The organism is Nocardioides pelophilus, from assembly GCF_014180685.1.
Lineage (GTDB): Bacteria > Actinomycetota > Actinomycetes > Propionibacteriales > Nocardioidaceae > Nocardioides > Nocardioides pelophilus.
This window is the reverse complement of sequence record NZ_JACEHF010000015.1, coordinates 1-17,294: the sequence shown is the minus strand read 5'-3', so window position 1 is coordinate 17,294 and position 17,294 is coordinate 1. Positions and strand designations below refer to the sequence as shown.

Annotated in this window: 15 protein-coding genes, 3 tRNA genes and 1 pseudogene; 8 read left to right on the top strand and 11 right to left on the bottom strand. The window is 70.3% G+C overall.

The features are described from left to right. Positions 1 to 15: 15 nt before the first annotated feature. The 3 genes from H0488_RS05190 to H0488_RS05180 are packed head-to-tail and all read left to right on the top strand — an operon-like array spanning position 16 to position 1,714. Entirely contained in the window at positions 16 to 996 is a 981-nt protein-coding gene (locus H0488_RS05190) for an ATP-binding protein (protein WP_183098224.1), read from the top strand. Beyond that, positions 993 to 1,385 carry a fluoride efflux transporter FluC gene (locus H0488_RS05185; RefSeq protein ID WP_183098223.1) on the top strand — a complete coding sequence of 131 codons (393 nt, stop codon included), beginning with the start codon at positions 993 to 995 and terminating at the stop codon, positions 1,383 to 1,385. Before H0488_RS05190 ends, H0488_RS05185 begins: the two co-directional genes overlap by 4 nt. Continuing rightward, entirely contained in the window at positions 1,382 to 1,714 is a 333-nt protein-coding gene (locus tag H0488_RS05180) for a fluoride efflux transporter FluC (RefSeq protein ID WP_183098222.1), read from the top strand. The genes H0488_RS05185 and H0488_RS05180 overlap by 4 nt, the downstream gene beginning before the upstream one ends. Here H0488_RS05180 and H0488_RS05175 read toward each other — a convergent pair. The 8 genes from H0488_RS05175 to H0488_RS05140 all read right to left on the bottom strand — a co-directional run bounded on the left by H0488_RS05175 (position 1,711) and on the right by H0488_RS05140 (position 10,052). Continuing rightward, positions 1,711 to 2,076 (bottom strand): metallopeptidase family protein, encoded by a 366-nt coding sequence (locus H0488_RS05175; RefSeq protein ID WP_220794217.1) that lies wholly within the window; start codon positions 2,074 to 2,076, stop codon positions 1,711 to 1,713. The two genes, H0488_RS05180 and H0488_RS05175, sit on opposite strands and share 4 nt — an antisense overlap. Positions 2,077 to 2,172: 96 nt before the next feature. After that, positions 2,173 to 3,438 (bottom strand): copper resistance CopC family protein, encoded by a 1,266-nt coding sequence (locus tag H0488_RS05170; RefSeq protein WP_183098220.1) that lies wholly within the window; start codon positions 3,436 to 3,438, stop codon positions 2,173 to 2,175. An 86-nt stretch (positions 3,439 to 3,524) separates the two neighbouring features. Next, positions 3,525 to 5,714 (bottom strand): YncE family protein, encoded by a 2,190-nt coding sequence (locus tag H0488_RS05165; protein WP_246371480.1) that lies wholly within the window; start codon positions 5,712 to 5,714, stop codon positions 3,525 to 3,527. 451 nt (positions 5,715 to 6,165) lie between these two features. Next, the gene (locus H0488_RS05160) at positions 6,166 to 7,173 is read right to left on the bottom strand and encodes a CopD family protein (RefSeq protein WP_183098219.1); all 1,008 of its coding nucleotides are present in this window, start codon (positions 7,171 to 7,173) and stop codon (positions 6,166 to 6,168) included. Next, on the bottom strand, positions 7,170 to 7,688 hold the full coding sequence (locus H0488_RS05155; protein WP_183098218.1) for a copper resistance CopC family protein: 519 nt from the start codon (positions 7,686 to 7,688) through the stop codon (positions 7,170 to 7,172). The genes H0488_RS05160 and H0488_RS05155 overlap by 4 nt, the downstream gene beginning before the upstream one ends. A 772-nt stretch (positions 7,689 to 8,460) precedes the next feature. Beyond that, positions 8,461 to 8,537, bottom strand: a tRNA-Asp gene (locus H0488_RS05150). A gap of 83 nt (positions 8,538 to 8,620) precedes the next feature. Beyond that, positions 8,621 to 8,693 (bottom strand) — tRNA-Glu (locus tag H0488_RS05145). A 63-nt stretch (positions 8,694 to 8,756) separates the two neighbouring features. Further along, positions 8,757 to 10,052, bottom strand: coding sequence for an MlaD family protein (locus H0488_RS05140; protein ID WP_183098217.1), 1,296 nt, complete (start codon positions 10,050 to 10,052; stop codon positions 8,757 to 8,759). 115 nt (positions 10,053 to 10,167) lie between these two features. On the opposite strand from H0488_RS05140, the gene H0488_RS05135 reads away from it, so the two are divergent. The 4 genes from H0488_RS05135 (at position 10,168) to H0488_RS05120 (ending at position 13,636) form a co-directional block, all read left to right on the top strand. Continuing rightward, positions 10,168 to 10,241, top strand: a tRNA-Phe gene (locus H0488_RS05135). Positions 10,242 to 10,245: 4 nt separating this feature from the next. Continuing rightward, positions 10,246 to 10,857, top strand: a complete 612-nt coding sequence (locus H0488_RS05130; protein WP_183098216.1) for an ester cyclase — start codon at positions 10,246 to 10,248, stop codon at positions 10,855 to 10,857. A gap of 56 nt (positions 10,858 to 10,913) precedes the next feature. After that, the gene (locus H0488_RS05125; protein WP_183098215.1) at positions 10,914 to 13,322 is read left to right on the top strand and encodes an adenylate/guanylate cyclase domain-containing protein; all 2,409 of its coding nucleotides are present in this window, start codon (positions 10,914 to 10,916) and stop codon (positions 13,320 to 13,322) included. A 122-nt stretch (positions 13,323 to 13,444) separates the two neighbouring features. Further along, a complete protein-coding gene (locus tag H0488_RS05120; protein WP_183098214.1) occupies positions 13,445 to 13,636 on the top strand; it encodes a hypothetical protein in 192 nt (63 codons plus the stop codon). A gap of 25 nt (positions 13,637 to 13,661) precedes the next feature. Here the strand turns inward: H0488_RS05120 and H0488_RS05115 are convergent, their stop codons facing one another. Together H0488_RS05115 and H0488_RS05110 are read right to left on the bottom strand one after the other, a co-directional pair. Next, on the bottom strand, positions 13,662 to 15,278 hold the full coding sequence (locus tag H0488_RS05115; RefSeq protein ID WP_183098213.1) for an FMN-binding glutamate synthase family protein: 1,617 nt from the start codon (positions 15,276 to 15,278) through the stop codon (positions 13,662 to 13,664). A gap of 51 nt (positions 15,279 to 15,329) precedes the next feature. Then, on the bottom strand, positions 15,330 to 16,091 hold the full coding sequence (locus tag H0488_RS05110; protein WP_183098212.1) for a GTPase domain-containing protein: 762 nt from the start codon (positions 16,089 to 16,091) through the stop codon (positions 15,330 to 15,332). Between the two features lie 120 nt (positions 16,092 to 16,211). On the opposite strand from H0488_RS05110, the gene H0488_RS05105 reads away from it, so the two are divergent. Then, positions 16,212 to 17,024 carry a calcium-binding protein gene (locus H0488_RS05105; RefSeq protein ID WP_183098211.1) on the top strand — a complete coding sequence of 271 codons (813 nt, stop codon included), beginning with the start codon at positions 16,212 to 16,214 and terminating at the stop codon, positions 17,022 to 17,024. 18 nt (positions 17,025 to 17,042) lie between these two features. Here H0488_RS05105 and H0488_RS05100 read toward each other — a convergent pair. Continuing rightward, positions 17,043 to 17,294: pseudogene (locus tag H0488_RS05100) on the bottom strand (DUF1501 domain-containing protein); the annotation flags it as partial.

The following is a 17,294-nucleotide window of genomic DNA, read 5'->3' as shown; positions in this document are numbered from 1 at the left end:
TGGAAGGGGTTCACGTTGCCACACCGGCAGGTCCTCACCCTGACCACCGGCCCTCGTGGCGTGCAAGAAGCACGCCGGTGGGCCGTGCGGACGTGTCAGGCGATCGATCGTGAGGACCTGTGCGAGTGCGCCGAGCTCGGCGTCTCGGAGCTGGTGACCAACGCGCTCCTCCATGCCGAGCCGCCGATCCGGCTCCAGCTCCGCGGCACCACCGAGCACCCCCGGATCGAGGTCTCGGACGCCTCGCTCGTCCCCCCGCAACCCGGGACGCGTGCCGGCGGCATCGACCTCGACGCCTTCGACCTCGACGCGTTCGACTCGGGGACGGCCGACGACATCGACATCAGCACGCTGAGCGGTTTCGGTCGCGGGCTCGACATCGTCGCCCGCGCAGCCGTCGCCTGGGGGGCGATCATCGAGGAGGAGGGCAAGACGGTGTGGTTCGAGCCGGCCGCCGAGTTCTCCGACGACGCGGGCGCGGAGTTCCAGCTGATGGCCCCACCCGACAGCGGCGAGCAGCGCACCCGGATGGGCGAGGTCGCGATCCAGATCAAGGGCGTGCCGGTGCACGCGTTCTCGCGCTTCCAGCGCCACTACCGCGACCTGCGGCGCGAGATCCGGCTGCTGGCACTCGCCCACGAGGACGACTACCCGCTGGCGAAGGTGCTCTCCGAGCACTTCAACGCGCTCGAGGGACCGCTGCGCTCCGGGATGGGCCGCGAGCAGGTCGACGACGCGCTCGAGGCCGGCCGGGAGTCGATCGACCTGCGGCTGCGGATGACGCCCCAGGTCGCCCGGCAGATCGGCGAGCTGATCGACCTGCTCGACGCCGCCGACGAGTTCGGCCGGGCCGAGCGGCTCCTCACGGCCCCGCGGCTCCCGGAGCAGCGCGCCTTCCAGATCTGGTTCCTCAGCGAGTTCCGCCGGCAGGCGGCCGGCGCCGCCCCGCAGGCGTGGTCGGGCAACGCCACCACTCGCCCTACGATCCTTTCGTGATCCCTGCGCCGCGGCTACTGCTCGCGGTCGCGGCCGGCGGGTCCGCGGGCGCCGTACTCCGCTACCTGTGCGGCGAGCTCGCGTCCGACGGTGCCGGCTTCCCCTGGACCACCTTCACGATCAACGTGGTCGGCTGCTCGCTGCTGGCCGGCCTCGAGCTGCTGCCGTTCGTCCGGCGATCGGCAACGTGGGCAGCCGCGCTGGGCCCGGGCGTCCTCGGTGGCTTCACCACCTTCTCGGCGACGAGCGAGCAGGGCAGGGCGATGCTCGCTGCCGGCGACAGCGTGCTCGCGGCGGGCTACCTGGTCGGCACCCTCGGAGCGTGCCTGCTCGCTGTCACCTTCGTCGGGCGCCACGCCCCGCCGCTGCCCGAGGAGGACGAGCTGTGAGCGTGACGGTGCTGTGGGTGGCGCTCGGCGGTGCGGTCGGCGCGCCGCTGCGGTTCGCCCTCGGCAAGGTCCTCGACGGCCGGTTCCACACCGGGACGGTCATCGCCAACACGGGCGCCTCCCTGCTGCTGGGGCTCTGCGTCGGCTGGTCGGTCGACGGGTCGGCCTACGCGCTGGTCGCCACCGGCTTCTGCGGAGGCATGTCGACCTACTCCTCGTTCGCCGTACAGGCACGGGACCTCGGCCCGCGCCGCGGTGCGCCGTACGTCGTCCTCACGATCGGCCTGGGTCTGGCGGCGGTCGGACTCGGCTACTGGCTGGCGGCCTAGGCGTAGCCCAGCTCGTGCAGGCGGGCATCGTCGATCCCGAAGTGGTGGGCGATCTCGTGCACCACGGTGATCCGGATCTCCTCGACCAGGTCGTCCTCGTCGTCGCACATGTCGAGCAGGGGGCCGCGGAACAGGAAGATCCGGTCGGGGAGCTGCGGGATGAGCGAGCTGTCGCGCTCGGTCAGCGCGACGCCGTCGTAGAGCCCGAGCAGGTCGTCCGGCTCGTCCTCGGGTGGCTCCTCCTCGACCAGGACGACGACGTTGCGCACCAGCATCGCGATCTCGTCGGGGATCTCGTCGAGCGCCTCGGCGACCAGGGCGTCGAAGCGTTCGGCATCCATCTCGACCGGCACGACAACCATTCTGCCGGACCGGTCTCCAGGCTCGCGCCGGCCGCCGGACGACCGGGGAACCCACGGTTCATCGCGCCTCGCTGCGATCGCACAGGGCTCCTTGCGTCAGGGACTCCGCTCACGGCGAGCGGGCTTGTCCCGCCGGCCGTCGCATTCCTCAGGGTCGGAACTGCGCCGCCGCTCCCGGTACAGCGGTGTCACCCCCGTGCCGACAATCACCACCGCCAGCGCGCCGCACGCGATCAGCGGCCAGCCGCCGGTCGTGGTCGCCGCGAGCAGCAGCACGGCACCGGCTACCGGCATGAATCGGGCAAGCAGCCGCGCGGCGGGCGACCCCTGTCCACCGGCCCGACGCAGGACAGTCCACTGCATCACCGCGGCGCCGACACCGACCGCAGCCGCGAGCAGGAGCGTGATGCCCGCGACCAGGCTGAGTGGCCCCGGTCCCTCCGGTGCATGGGGGCGGGCGAAGACCCAGGCGGCCGCCAACGCCGAGGCGGCACCGAGCACCGTCGCCGCGGCCACGCCGCGCTCGACCGAGGTCCGGGCGGGCACGCTCTGCAGGAGCTGCCAGAAGCCGAGCGTGAGCGGCAGCAGGATGAGCAGCCTGGCCAAGAGCGCCGCCCCGATGTCCGACTCGACCGTCCCGGCGAGGAGCTCCGGGTCGAACGCGTCACCGAGCGAGGTCCGGGCGGCGTAGCCGCCGAACGAGAGCAGGGACACGAGCGTCGCCAGCACCATGGTCACCCAGGTGCACAGGAGCAAGCGGCGCGATCCCCGGCGGCGGGCGCCCTCAGGCCAGGCGACCCCGAGCACGAAGACGGTCCCGACACCGAGCACCAGGGCGGCTGTCGCGAGGATTCCCGCCACGGTGTACACCGTGACGACGACCGGGTCGCGGTCGACGACGAGCCCGGGGGCCGCGGTGAACCTCGCCGCCGAGAACACGGAGAAGGTCGACGACCCGACCATCGGTTCGAGGGTGCTGGACGGCACCGCCCAGATGACCGTGTAGATCCCCTCGTAGCGGGTCTTCGGCATCGGCACGGCAATCGTGTCGTCGGCCTCCGGCGGGTTGTACGGGCGGCTCGACACGATCTGCTCGCCTGCGGGACTGGTCATCTGGACCGTCGCGAGCTCCGCGGGGACAGGCCGGTCGAACGTGATCCGGACCTCGTCGGGAGACGTGACCGTCTCGCCGTCCCTCGGGCTCAACGAGACCAGCACGGGGTCACCGGACGGCGACGGCAGCACCGTGAGCAACACTCCCCAGCAGGCCGCGACCAGCACGACCAGCCCGATCACGCGCCGACGGAGCCTGGGGCGGGTTGGGGTGGTGGCAGCCTGTGGGCGGGTCTCCTGCGCCGTCATCAGCGAGCCTCCTCTCGAGGCGGAGACGGTCCGAGGCTGTGCTGCGCTGCACAGCCCCGGACCGTCGGTGGTGTGTCAGGTGGCGATCAGCAGGCCGCCTCGTCGATCGGGTTGATCTGCTCGCAGGTCAGGTCCTCTCGCCAGGCCTCAGGGATCTCCTGCGACCAGCCGTTGTAGACCAGCGGGAGGGCGAGGACGCCCTGTCCACCCACACCGGGGTGGGCGACGAGCACGTCGTCCATCTTGGTGTCCGACATCGGCCCCAGCGGCAGCTGGCCGGCGATGGTGGCATCCGAGATGTCGCCATCGTTGTTCGGGTCGATGTCGATGATCTGCATGGCGTTCGAGAACTTGTTGGAGACGTAGGCGTAGTAGCCGCCACCCTGCTTGGCGCCGAAGTTGGCGCCGTGGCAACCGGCGTTGCACGGCAGATCCTTGATCACCTTGTTCGTCTTCGGGTCGATCACGTTGACCGTCTGGGACAGGGTGTTCACTGCCAGCAGCGCCTTGCCGTCCGGGCTCACCGGGAGCTGGATGGTCAGTCCGCCCCACGACTTGCCCGCCTCGGGACCGGTCTGCGGGTCGTAGTTCTCCCACAGGTCGATCGTGGAGTTCTTGGCCACACCGCCGTCGGGGGTCGCACACGCGTCCTCCTCCAGCGACACGCACGACACGCTCATGCCCAGGAAGTTGGACAGGTACGCCTTCTTCGAGTCCGGCGTCATCGACGTGGCGATCGGGAACGCCCCGACCGGCTCGTGCCTGACGGCCCCCGAGTCCAGGTCGACGATGACGGCCTCGTCGGTCATCGTGTTCGGCGCGACGACCGTCTTGCCGTCATGGCTGGTCCAGTGCGCGTGCGGGTGCGGGGTGATGCCGCTGTCCGGGTCGACGTGGACGCGCTGGACGATCTTCGTGGCGCCCGGTGCCGCCTCGACGATGTCCGTCCCAGCGTTGACGCCGATCGTCAGGTTGTCGTTGCCCGGACGGGTCATCACGTGCGCCGGGTTGGGCCCGACCTCGAGGCTCCGTACGAACTTGCCGGTCTTCCGGTCGAACACGTCGGTCTCGTTGTCGAACCACTCGTTCCCGTACAAGTACTGGTAGTTCTTGTCCGACCACATGTTGTGGACGTTGTTCATGTTGATCTCGGGGGCTGCGATCTTCCGATCGATCGTCCAGTCCTCGACGTTGATCGACGTGATGGAGCCGTGCTTCTCCTTCCCTGCGTAGTCCTCCATCTGAGTGGCTACCCAGACCTCACCCACGCCGGGAGTGGTCGGCGCCTTCAACTTGGGCAACGTCCTCGGGTACCCGAACTTCTCGTCGTAGTACGCGTCCAGGTTCGGGATCAGCACCGGGTTGCCGTCTGCGCCGTGTTGCAGGATCGGGGCGGGCGGCTGGACCGGGTTCCAGAGCACGTCCTTGGTGGCGCTGAACTGCTGCCAGTTGTTCGGGTTGGTGATGGTGAAGAAGGCGTTCACCAGCCGCTGGATGATGTCGGCGTTCGACGGAACCGGCTCGGGCTTGCCGTTGACCACCAGGTTCTCGCCGAAGTCGAGACCCAGCGTGAGCGGGTCGTCGACGACAACCGCGCCGAGCATGTACGGCGCGACCGAGTCGGTGAACGCGTACAGCCCCGGCTCGGTGAGCTGGATCGTCTTCTCGCCGAAGAAGGCGCCTCCAGCGTCCATGTACGGGAACCCGTCCGCCCCCTCCGGGGCGATCAGCCCGATCGGGTTGCGGACCCCCTCCGACTTGGCCGGGTCCACGTTGAACGTGACGGAGACCGGAGGCCCCTCGACCGCGAACTCCGCGAGGGAGTCCAGGACCCCCATCAGGTCGACGCCGACCGGCAGCGAGGCCAGGTCGAGCGGCGCGCCCGCCGGCATGTCGGCGACGGTCGCCTTGAGCTGGCCGATCAGATCCTCGGCCTCGGCGGCCTTGCTGGCCGCCTCAGGCGAGGACTTCGCGATGCCCTGCACGGCGGCCAGGGTCGAGCCGAGGGCCAGGGGGTCGGTCGAGCCGCCCTTACCGCCGAGGAGCCCTCCGAGCCCGCCGATGACGTTCTTCAGCAAGGACCCGTCAGCCGGCAGGACGGGGCCACCGACTTCGGGAACTCCGCCCACAGCGACCCGGGGGAGCACGGCGACCGCGAGGGACTTGCTGCCGAAGAGGTTGAGACCGGAGTCGAACCATCCTCCGTTCTCGTCGGTCAGGTCGAAGGTGATGGGGAGCGGGCCCACCCCGATCGGCTGCTGGCCTGCTGCGGGCATCGTGGGCAGACTCGTCGCTGTGATCGCCGAGGCCACCACCGCCGCCACTGCGCCGAGCCGACGTCGTCGCTTCCTGGTCGTCAAGAAGTCTTTGGGAGCAGATTCAGACATGAAAATGCATCTCTCTTTCGCACATTGGATTCCGAGCTCCACTGTGACAATTCCCCTCCCCGTGGAGTTAGGACCATAAGATCCTGCGCTTGTTAGGACCCTGGGTGCTGGGTGCTACCTCATCGTAAAAACGCCCTCACTAACGCATTCAAGGCGAGGGAGGAGATGTGACGCCAGTCGCTCGGGCCGTTCTCAATAAGTACATTTCGTCCGGCCTCAGGCGCCCCCATGCCCTTCTCTTTCTGCGGAGATCCGAAGCAAATGGCCAAGAGAGCCCGGTTCTCCGGGCTCTCTTGGCAGGACGGGCTGCTTGCCCGCATTGAGTAGGTCGACGATTCGCCTAGAGGGGACGCCCGAGCGCCGTCGCCAGCGAGACCGCGACCGCCATCAAGGCGAGCTCGAGCCCGGCCCACGCGGTGAGCGGCGTGGGCTGCTGGCGCGCCACCCGGCCGACGACGGCAGCACGGATGTACGCCCCCGAGCAGCCCAGCAGGCCCATGCAGGCGAGCTTGCCCATGACCAGCCAGCCGGCACCGGTCCCTGTCAACGCCTCGACTGCCGCTCCGAGGGACGGCGTCACGTCGCCGGTCAGCCGGGTCGCGGCCAACAACAGGCCGCTGACCCCCACCAGCGCGAAACTCGCCCCGGCGACATGCGAGAACCGGGGAAGTACGACGGACAGCGCCTTCCGGTCGGCGCTGACGATCAGAGAGGTGATCGCCAGTCCGCCCACCCAGAGTGCCGCTCCGGTCACGTGGAGGGCGCTGGCCGTCATCAGCAGCCACGGCGGTGCTCCCTGCGAAGCGTGCCCGCTCATCGACACGGCCGTCAGGCCCGGCAGCGCGATCAGCAAACCCAGCGCCGGCGGCAGCGATGGCCGCCGCAAGCGGGCAACCGAGTAGGCGGTCAACGCTCCCGCCGACCCGGCGCTGGTCAGCAGAGCGACACCGAGGCTGACGTTTCCGCCGTAGTCGAGCACGCCGCCGACCGGCAGCCAGAGCTGACGGAGCGAGAGCTCCGCTGCGTTGAACCAGAGACCCAGCAGCGCGGCGGCCGCCCACACTGCTGCGGCCCTCACCGCTACCGCTGAAGCACGTCGGGCCAGGGCAGGAGCACGGCCGCGACCAGCCTCACCGAGGAGCACCAACACCAGCACGGAGCCCACGGCTCCGATCGCGCACACGTTGGCGATCCAGCGGAGCAGCGGGATCCCAGCCCGGACCACCACCGACGGCTCGGGAATGCCGACGACCGGCTGGGGCAGCGTGACCAGGATTCCGCAGGCAAGCACGACGAGACTCGAGCCGACAAGCGCCGAGATGTGCAGGAGTCGAGGACGGTCGTTCATGTCGCATCCGTCGGGCGCACCGTCCGGCGACCCGCAGCCCGGACGCACACCGCGATCACGGCCAGCAGCGCGATCCACGGCCACGTGGGCATCGCTGCCAGACCGTGCGGCTGTTCTACGTCGAACGCCGTCATCGCGGTGGCAGCGGACGCGGCGGACACGGTGGACGCGGCGGATGCCGTCCGCCGGACACGGATCGGCACAGAGCCGGTGATCGGGTGACCGTCCGCTCCGAGCACCCGGTAGTCGATCCGGTAGCGGCCCCGGAGCCCCACCTCGCTCATCGAGGCGGTCAGGGTGTTCCCGTCGATGCGAGCACGACCACACGCCCAGTGGCTGTTCCGTGGTCCGGTCACCACTATGCCGTTGGCTCCGGGAAACGCCTGGATCGGCTGGTCGAAGGTGAGCACCACCTCCGACGGGCTGGCGGCCAGCACGGCGCCGGCACGCGGAAAGCTCTTGACCAAGTGGGCGTGCGCGGACGCCGGCGGCGCTGTGAACAGTGTGGTGGTCAAGAACGAGAGGGCGACGATCGTTGCTGCCAACGCCGTGGCGAGGCGATGCGATCCGCGCGTTGAAGCATTCGACATTGCTTCCACCTAGTGAGTTCCGAGAGTAAGTGAGTTCCGAGAGTCACCGAACGACAGGGCCGTGGCTCAGCCGGCACCGGCGCCCCGCGCTGGAACGCGCAGGCCCCGGACGGCGAGAAGGACCCGCGGTGGCTTGGCCACCGCATCCCCGAGGTCTGCCGACCGACTCGGGTCGTCGTACCGGCGCGGGAGCGGCTGCGATCACCGCGGTTCCGGCGACGAGTGGGATAGCGATGGCGGCAATACTGCGGCAATAACCTTCTGCATGGCGATTGCCTTTTCCTGTATTCCTTTCCTGTATTAGCGAACGCCCACGATGATGTCCATTTCGGTTAGCTCGGAAATTGACACTTCAATTTGAACTCAGCCGAGTTGCGGTGCCGTTAAGCATGCTCACGTCGCTTGTAACAAAGCGTCAGGTGAAGTTCTTTAAACGCTGGCGCCTCGGGGAAGTGGGTGGCTGCAACACCCCCGTAACGCATTGTTGGCGCTCAGCCTCTTCCACGTTGTCGGCGAGTGCGTTGTGAAGTGAGAATGCTCCTACGGCACGGCATCGTGGATGCGGCTCGCACGGTCGCGCTGCACGCGGCCGAAGCTGGGACGGGACGCAGACGGGACACGGCCGCTGTCGTGGCACTCCGACGGCGAAGGCAAACGGCCCCTGGCTCTGCGTTTCCGCAGGCCAGAGGCCGTTCATTGGCGACCCCGACGGGACTCGAACCCGCGGCCTCCGCCGTGACAGGGCGGCGCGCTAACCAACTGCGCTACGGGGCCTTGTGAAGCGGTGGAACTCTAACCCATGGGCTCCGGCCGAACCCAATCGAGGGCCTCTACCGGACCTCGCCCTCCACCTACCGCACCCCCGACCGGATTCGAACCGGCGCTACCGCCGTGAAAGGGCGGGGTCCTGGGCCGCTAGACGACGGGGGCCCGCTGCGTCGGCCGGGGCCGGCGCAGCGCGGGACAGCATAGTCGTGGAGGTACGGCGGACGCCTAACCGCGGGCGTCGAGCAGCGGCTCGAGGTAGAGCCACTTCCAGGAGTCGTCGCCGAGCGACGGGGGCGCGACGTTGCGGACCGGGGCGGAGCTGCTCCGGTCGACGCCCCAGGCGATCGTCCCGGTCTCGGGGTCGTAGGACCCGAGAACCGTCTCGGTGTCGTCCGGGACTCCGTCGAGGTCGGGCGTGACCCGCGGGAGGTTCTGGTAGCCGCGGGCGTTGCTCTTGGTCGGCGGCTCCGTGCACCGCGCGTCGAGGTTCAACGGGCGGTCCTCGACGTTCTGCGGGGAGCGGGTGTCGGTTCCCTCGTAGCCCGCGTGGCACGGCGTGTTCGTGCTGAGGATCAGCCCGATGTGCGCGTCGTACAGGCCGCTCTGCGGGTTCTTGGCGGTGACCGTGAAGGAGCCCTCGAGCATCACCGGGTACCAGATGAGCAGGTGCTCGATGCCGCGGATGTTCTGTACGGCGACCCGGCCGGTGGTGACCACGTTGTTGAGCAGGTCGGAGATCTCGGCCTCGTTCTGCTCCAGGAAGGTGCGCAGCTGGTTGGCGGTGAACGAGCCGCTGTCGATCACCTTGCGCAGGTCGTCGTCGGCGCCGGCGAGGGAGCCGGAGAAGACGCTCAGCTCGCTCGCGAACGTGCGCAGCGAGCTCTCCGAGTCGATCTGGGTCTGGAGCACCGTGTTGGAGTCGCGGATCAGGGCGGTGGTGATGTCGAAGTTCGCGTTGGCGGTCTCGATGAACGAGTTGCCGGTGTCGATGATCCGCTGCAGGTCGTCGCCGGTGCCGGCGAAGGCGATCCCCAGCTCGCTCACCGTGGTGCGCAAGGCCTCCTGGTCGACGCTGCTGACGGTCCGCGCGATGTCACCGAGCAGCTTCTCGGTGCGGATCGGGGTCGCGACCTCGGTGATCTCCGAGCCGTCCTCCAGGTAGGGGCCGTCGTCGGTGTTGGGCTGGAGCTCGACGTACTGCTCGCCCACCGCCGACCGGTTGCCCACCAACGCCATCGTGTCGGCCGGGATCTCGTCCCACTCGTTGTCGATCTCGAGGTAGACGTCGACCCCGTCGTCGGTGAGCTCGAGCTCGGTGACCTTGCCGATCCCGACGCCGCGGTAGGTCACCTCGGCGCCGGCGAAGATGCCGCCGGACTCCGGGTAGTGCGCCACCACGGAGTAGCTCTGGTCGACCAGCATGCGATCCAGCTCGGCGTAGCGGGCCCCCACGAAGGTGACGCCCAGGAGCGTGATGATCGCGAAGACCAGCAGCTGGACCTTGGTACGGCGGGTTATCACACCAGAACCTTCACATGAACCTGGTCGATGCGTGGAGTCGACAGGCGTGACGTCTCTCACGATCGGCGTCGCTTTCGTACGGCGGACGCACCTCCGGTATGGTTTCCCACTGCTCGGGCAGGTAGCTCAGTTGGTACGAGCGTCCGCCTGAAAAGTGGAAGGTCGGCGGTTCGACCCCGCCCCTGCCCACCGAGTGGATTCGGCCCCTGACCAGCAGTTTCGCTGGTCAGGGGCCGTTTCGCGTCCGGCACGCGCGGATGGCCTGAACCCGGGACGGCTCGGCAGGAACAGATCGTTCCTTGCGACGGAACGCCTCCAGGGCATGAACGAAGACACCCACACCACGACGACCTCCGCCCTCGTCGAGAGCATCCTCACCGACTGCTTCGCCCCGATGGCACCGCACTCCATCGATCGCTACACGGACAGCCCCAGGGTCCGCGGGATCTACGCGGCGGCGATCGAGTCCTTCCCGGACGCGTCCTTCACGCCGTTGTGGAGCGTCGCCGACGATCGACGGGTCGCGATCGGCGGGCTGACCCGGGCCACGCACCTCGGCGCGTGGCGCGACGTGCCTGCCACCGGGCATGCGATCGAGGTACTGACCACGATGATGCTGGAGCTGTCCGGCGGCGGGATCGTCGACCTCATGGTCGTCACCGACTCGCTCGCGATCGCCGAGCAGATCGGTGCGGTCGATCCGCTCGGGCCGAAGTCCTGCGCGCGCCTGCCGGCATACGGTGCAGACACAGCATCCGGCCGGTTCTCGTGCGGAGACGGGCTGTTCAGCCGCGCGGGAAGATGATCGCCACAGAGGAGGACTTCTCGCCTTCGGCGGTTCAGTCGTTGAATACTGCCGACATGCTGTCGCGGACGCAGCCGACCCGCGAGCTGGCGACGGTGCTCTTCACCGACATCGTCGACTCCACCACGCAGCTCGCGGCCAGCGGAGACCAGGTGTGGGCCCGGGTCCTGGACGCCCTGGACGCCGTGACCCGCTCCGAGGTGCGCCGACGTGGCGGCGAGTTCATCAAGCACACCGGCGACGGGGCACTGATGCTCCTGCCAGGTCCTACGAGCGCCGTGGACTGCGCGGGCGCTCTGCACTCCGGCGCCGAACAGCTCGGAGTGGCACTCCGTGTCGGAGCGCACACCGGCGAGGTGGAGCGGCGCGGCCAGGACGTCGCTGGCATCGCGGTGCACGTGGCCGCCCGCCTGATGGCGTCCGCCGGCGCCGGGGAAACCCTGGTCTCGGGCACCGTCCACGCCCTGGCCTCGCGCTCTGCATACCTCTTCGAGGACCGCGGCGAGCTCGATCTGAAGGGGATCTCCGAGCCCGTGCCGGCGTACTCGATCAGGCAGCTGGCGCCAGCGAAACCGGCCGCAGCCCCGGCCGTCAGCGAGGTCGGCTCCGTGACCAGGCTGCTCGACCAGCTCAGGTTCGAGGAGGCCGCCGAGCTCGCAGCCGACATCGATCCGATCGCGCTGGTCGAGCCTCTGGCCGCCGCCGGCGGTCGGATCGAGTTCCTCGACGTGGACGTCACGCTGGTCCGGATGCTGCGGGACCTCCTCGAACGGCTGCCGGAGGACGCGCCCGTCGGCCGGGCCCGCACGGCAGCGAAGCTCGCGTTCGAACTGCGGGGGGATCCCGCCTCGGCCGAAGAGCGGAGGCGTCTCCTCGACCTGGCCATCGAGCTCGCAGAGGCAGCGCGCGACGACATCGCCATCTCCGACGTGCTCCTCGCGACGATCCACGCCTTCTGGGAGCCCGAAGGTGTGCGGGACCGGCTGAACGCGGCCGAACGTGTGATCGCGCTGACCCGCAGCACCCACCAGGTCGACCACGAGCTCGAGGCGCGGCTGGCGCGGGTGCACGCCCTCGTCGAGCTCTGGCAGGTCCATGAGGCCGGGTTGGAGCTCGCGTCCTACGCCCGGTTGGCAGCGAGGCTCGAACGGCCTGACGTCAACGTCTACGTCGCCTCACGGAGGGCGATGCTCGCCCAGATCAGCGGCCGATACGACGAGCAGGCCCGACAGGGCGAGATCGCCTACCAGAACGCCACGCAGGCACGGATGCCCGATGCCGACCGGCTCCGGCTGGCGCATCGCTGGCCGGTGTCACGGGACTGCGAGACCGGCAACGAGACCCTCGAGGTGGGGCTTGTCATGCTTCGGCAGCTCGCCGAGCTGATGCCGGGCAACTACTACGACCTCGACGTCGCCGCTGTGCTGCTCGACAGCGGGCGGACCAGCGAGGCAAAGGTCGAGCTCATCCGCGGGCTCCCCCCGCTCTTCACCTCGACCGGCTACCGCTGGCTGGCAGCGGCGACCAACGCTGCGAGGGTGGCCGCCGCGGTGGGATCGGAGCAGGAGTGCCTGCGCCTGTACGACGCCTTGCTCCCTCACGAGGATCGCCTCGTCGTGATCGGGCCGAACTTCCTGGGTCCCGTCGGCGACCATCTCGGCGTGCTGGAACTTCGTCTGGGCCGGGTGGACGCGGCGATCGCCCGCTTGCGGCGGACCATCACCGCTCTCGACGAGATCGCCGCGCTGCCGTGGGCGGCACGGTCCCGGGCACACCTGGCCGAGGCGCTCCGCGCCGCCGGCGATGGGGAAGGAGCCGACCGCGAGCTCGCCACGGCTCTCGATCTCGCCCGGTCGCTCGGCATGGACCGGCTCGTCTCCGAGATCCAGGCGGTGCCGACCACGTCGTCGGAAGCCGTGTGGTCGCTGAAGCGCGACGGGAACGACTGGCTCGTCGCCGCTGGTTCGGAGCAGGCGCGATTGCGGCCGAACCGAGGGCTCGAGCACCTGGCCGTCCTGCTCGCCAATCCTCGCCGGGACGTCGCCTCGACTCATCTCGACGCCGGCATGGAGATCGTGCCGGTGGGCGCAGAGCTGCCCCGGCTGGATGAGCAAGCCTTGGCCGGGTACCAGCGCCGGCTCCGGGAGATCGATGCAGAGTGCGAGGTCGCCGACCGGGCCGGAGACCAGCCGGCTGCCGTGCGCCTCGAGGAGGAGCGCGAGTTCCTCCTCGCCGAGGTCCGCCGCGCGACCGGACTTGGCGGCCGCCGTCGAACCGCCGGCGGAGCGGCCGAGCGAGCAAGGGTCAACGTCACCCGGAACCTCAAGCGCGCGATCGAGCAGATCCAGCGGACGGCCCCCGTCGCGGGCGCGCACCTGGCGACCTCGATCCGCACGGGACTGCACTGCCGCTACGAGCCCGCGCCCGGCGGCCCGAGCAGCTGGCAGATCGACACCCGGGGCTGAGGTCCACCGGTCAGGCGCCCAACACCCCGGCGTTCGTCGTACGACCCGCAGCACCCCCGTGCCCCCACGCCCAGCCGCTCGTTAGCAGTCCAATCGACTCGTGCGAAGGCAGGAACAGGACGATGAACGATCCCTACGGTCTGGTGCTCTACAGCGGCCTGCTCGTGGCTGTCGCGGTCGGTCTGACCGCGTGGCGGCTGGTGGCGGCGGACGGCAAGATCGCTCGGCAGGTCGACGGCATGCTCGGGTTCTGCCTGCTCGGCTCGGCCAGCCTCTTCGTGGCGTGCCTGCTGCCCGGCGCCCAGCTCCCCTGACGGCGACCGCTCACCTGCGGCGGCCTCACGCACCGGAGGCCGGGATGTCGCCCTCCATGTCGTCGCTCGGCGGGCCGTCCTCGGCCGTCTCCGGCGGCCCCTCCGTCGCGGCCTCCTCCTCGTCGGTCCGCGCCATGATCTCCACGATCCGGTCACGGTCCGCGGCGGAGGGATAGCCCCAGTCCGGCTCGTAGCCGAAGACCTGCTCGATCGAGCGCCCGTCCGACAGGGCGTCGACGAGCTCGATCGACCCCGGTCCGATCAGACCGGGGTGGGCGACCCCGCACGTCTCGGCCACCTTCAGCAGGTCGCGGCGCAGCGTGCGGACGTAGTTCGCCACCCGCTCCCCCTTGGCGACCGGGTCGATGCCCCGGGTCAGCCACGGGTGCTGGGTGGCGACGCCGGTCGGGCACCCGCCGGTGTGGCAGCGCTGCGCCTGGATACAGCCGGCCGCGAGCATCGCCTCCCGCCCGACGTTGACCAGGTCGACGCCCAGCGCGAAGGCCACGATCGCGTTGTCGGGGAGCCCGAGCTTGCCGGCGCCGATGAACGTGACGTCCTCGTGCAGGCCACGGCGGGCGAACTCGGCGTACACGCGGGCGAACCCGAGCCGGAACGGCAACGAGACGGCGTCGGTGAAGATCAGCGGCGAGGCGCCCGTGCCTCCCTCGCCGCCGTCGACGGTGACGAAGTCGACGCCCCGGTCGTCCCGCGCCATCTGGTCCGTCAGCGCCTGCCAGAAGCCGAGGTCGCCGACCGCGGACTTGATCCCGACCGGCAGCCCGGTCTCGGCGGCGAGCAGCTCGACGAAGTCGAGCATCGAGTCCACGTCGTCGAACTCCGCGTGGCGCGAGGGGCTGAGGCAGTCCTCTCCCTCGGGGACTCCTCGGGTCTCGGCGATCTCGCGGGAGACCTTCGCAGCCGGCAGCACCCCGCCCAGGCCCGGCTTCGCGCCCTGGCTCAGCTTGATCTCCAGCGCCCGGATCGGCGCGCTGTCGACGAGCTCCTTCAGCCGCGGGAGGCTGAACCGGCCCTGCTCGTCGCGGCACCCGAAGTACGCCGTACCGACCTGGAAGACGAGCTCGCCGCCGTGGCGGTGGTACGGCGACACGGCCCCCTCGCCGGTGTTGTGCAGGCAGCCGGCGTCCGCCGCGCCCCGGTTGATCGCCTCGATCGCGTTGCCGGAGAGCGACCCGAAGCTCATCGCCGAGACGTTCACGACCGATGCGGGCCGGAAGCTGTGGCGTCGGCCGCGGGGCCCGCCGAGCACCTTCGCGGCCGGCAGCCGGGCTGCCTGACCGACGGCGCCGTGCGTCGGGAACTCCTCGCCGAAGGTCCGGTGGTGGACGATCACGTTGCCGGAGGAGTGCTCGAGATCGTTGTCCGTGCCGAACCCGAAGTAGTTGTTCTGCAGCTTCGCCGACGCGTAGACCCAGCGCCGCTGGTCGCGGCTGAACGGTCGCTCGTCGTCGTTGCCGGCCACGATGTACTGCCGCAGCTCGGGGCCGATCGACTCCAGCAGGAAGCGGGCACGTCCCAGCACCGGGTAGGTGCGCAGGATGGCGTGGTCCTTCTGGGCGAGGTCACGAGCGACGACGGCCCCGAGGGCTGCCAGGGGTGCGAGCACCAAGGACTTCCTCATGGGGTGACCGGTACCCACCGCGGACCGGCCTACCGGGACGCGGTGCGCGGGTCAGACGTGTCCGGCGAGCTGGGCCATCCGCGCCTCGAGCGCGGCGAGGTAGCGGTCGCGCTGCTTCCGCGTGACGGAGCTGCCCTCGTCGAGGTGGCTGCAGGCGGGAAGTACGTCGACGGAGAGCCGGGCGCCGCCGGCGAGCGCACGGAGCTCGTCGAGACGCTCTCCGAACGGCGTGCCGCTGCCGGGTGAGTAGGAGCGGACCACCTCGTCGACGTCGTCCGGGTAGAGGTCGACCTTGTTGACGACCACGATCAGCCAGATCGGGTGGCTGCGCCGCACCGCCATCGAGGCGATCCGGTGCGCGGTGACCGTCCAGTCCTCGAGCTCGCGACGCACCTGGTCCTCGCGGGCCGCTTCGACGTTGCCCGTCGTGCCCGCGGGCCGGCGCCCGGTGGCGTAGCCGTTGGCCACCACGTGCAGCACCCCGTCGACGGGGTTGTCGTGGAACACGTCGTCCAGGGCCCCGAGCCGGGTCGCCGCGTTCTCGCCCGGGACCACCCGGAACCGGAAACCTCGCAGGCGGGGGTCGCGGCGTACCCGTCGCTCCATCACGGCGGAGCCGGACTCGGGCACGCCGCCGGGACGCGGCCGGCCGCTGAGGTGGTCGACCAGCTCCGTCTTGCCGACGCCGGTCATGCCGGTGACGGCCACGGTGGGGTAGCGGTGCTGGAACACGCCGGTCACCCGGTCCCGGCCCCGTCCGAGCGCTGCAGGCAGGGCGCGCAGGCCGGTTCGCCGTGGTCGCAGGTCGGTCATCCACGCTCCCCGTGTCCGCGGTCGGTTGCTGCGCCGAAGGTACCCGACGCCGATCACTTCCCCCGAGTGCGCAGGAGGACCCGGGGTACCGTCGGGAGGACCGACCCTGCGGGAGCGACCATGCACCGAACCCCACTGTCCGCCCTGACTCTGCTGGCTGCGGCGGCCCTGACCGCCACCGCGACCACCCCCGGCCCGGCGGCGGCGCGCCCGGCCGGCTCCGGCGACCGGCCGGTGGCCGACGAGAGACCGGCGGCCGTCCAGCGCGTCGGACGGGTAGGGCGGGTCGCCTCGCTCAAGCGGACCCCGGACGGCTACTACTACGGCTCGTGGGGCCAGGACAACCGGCTCGTCGTGACCCGCGTCGAGGGCGGCCTGCGGTTCCGGGACCGGCGCCCCGTGCGCTGGGAGGACCTGGCGCGGGCCTGCCGCAACGTGCCCGTACGACGCGGCGTCGCAGCCGTCTGCCGGGTGCCGAACACGGTCACGCCCGGCAACCCGATGACCATCGAGATGGAGCTGCGGCTCGGCGACGACTACGTCAACACCACCACCCTCGGCGCGGAGTTCGAGGCTCTCGTCCTGGCCGACGCCGGGCGCGAGGAGATCCGGCTCGGCGCCGGGGACGACTACGTCAACGGCGCCTTCCAACGCGACCGGATCTGGGGCGGGGCGGGCGACGACTTCATCCGCGGCGGCGAGGGCAGCGACCTCGCCTACGGCGAGGAAGGCAACGACGAGCTGGTCGGGCTCCAAGCCTCGGACGAGCTGCACGGCGGTGACGGCAACGACATCGTCAACGGCGGTGACGGGGACGACACCCTGTACGGCGACCTCGGCGCGGACCGGATCCAGTGCGGCGACGGCTCCGACGCCGCCGAGAACGACCCCGCGGACGTGCAGCGGGTCCGGTGCGAGCGCGGCACGGGCTGACCGGTCCGCCACCGCTGCTCAGGTCATGGCGCCGACGTGCTCGGGCGTGAAGCCGGGGAACAGCTGGGGGCGGCTGCCGCTGACCGCCGGGAAGCGGTGGGACATGACCTCCCACAGGACGCTGCGGAAGTCCTGGCGTACGGCGAGGTCGCCGTCCTCGAGATCGGCGGCCGCGAGGCCGGGCCAGGCGCCGTGCACGGCGCCCCCTGACACACCCGCGCCGAGCAGCAGCATCGCGTTGCCGTAGCCGTGGTCGAGGCCGCCGTCGCC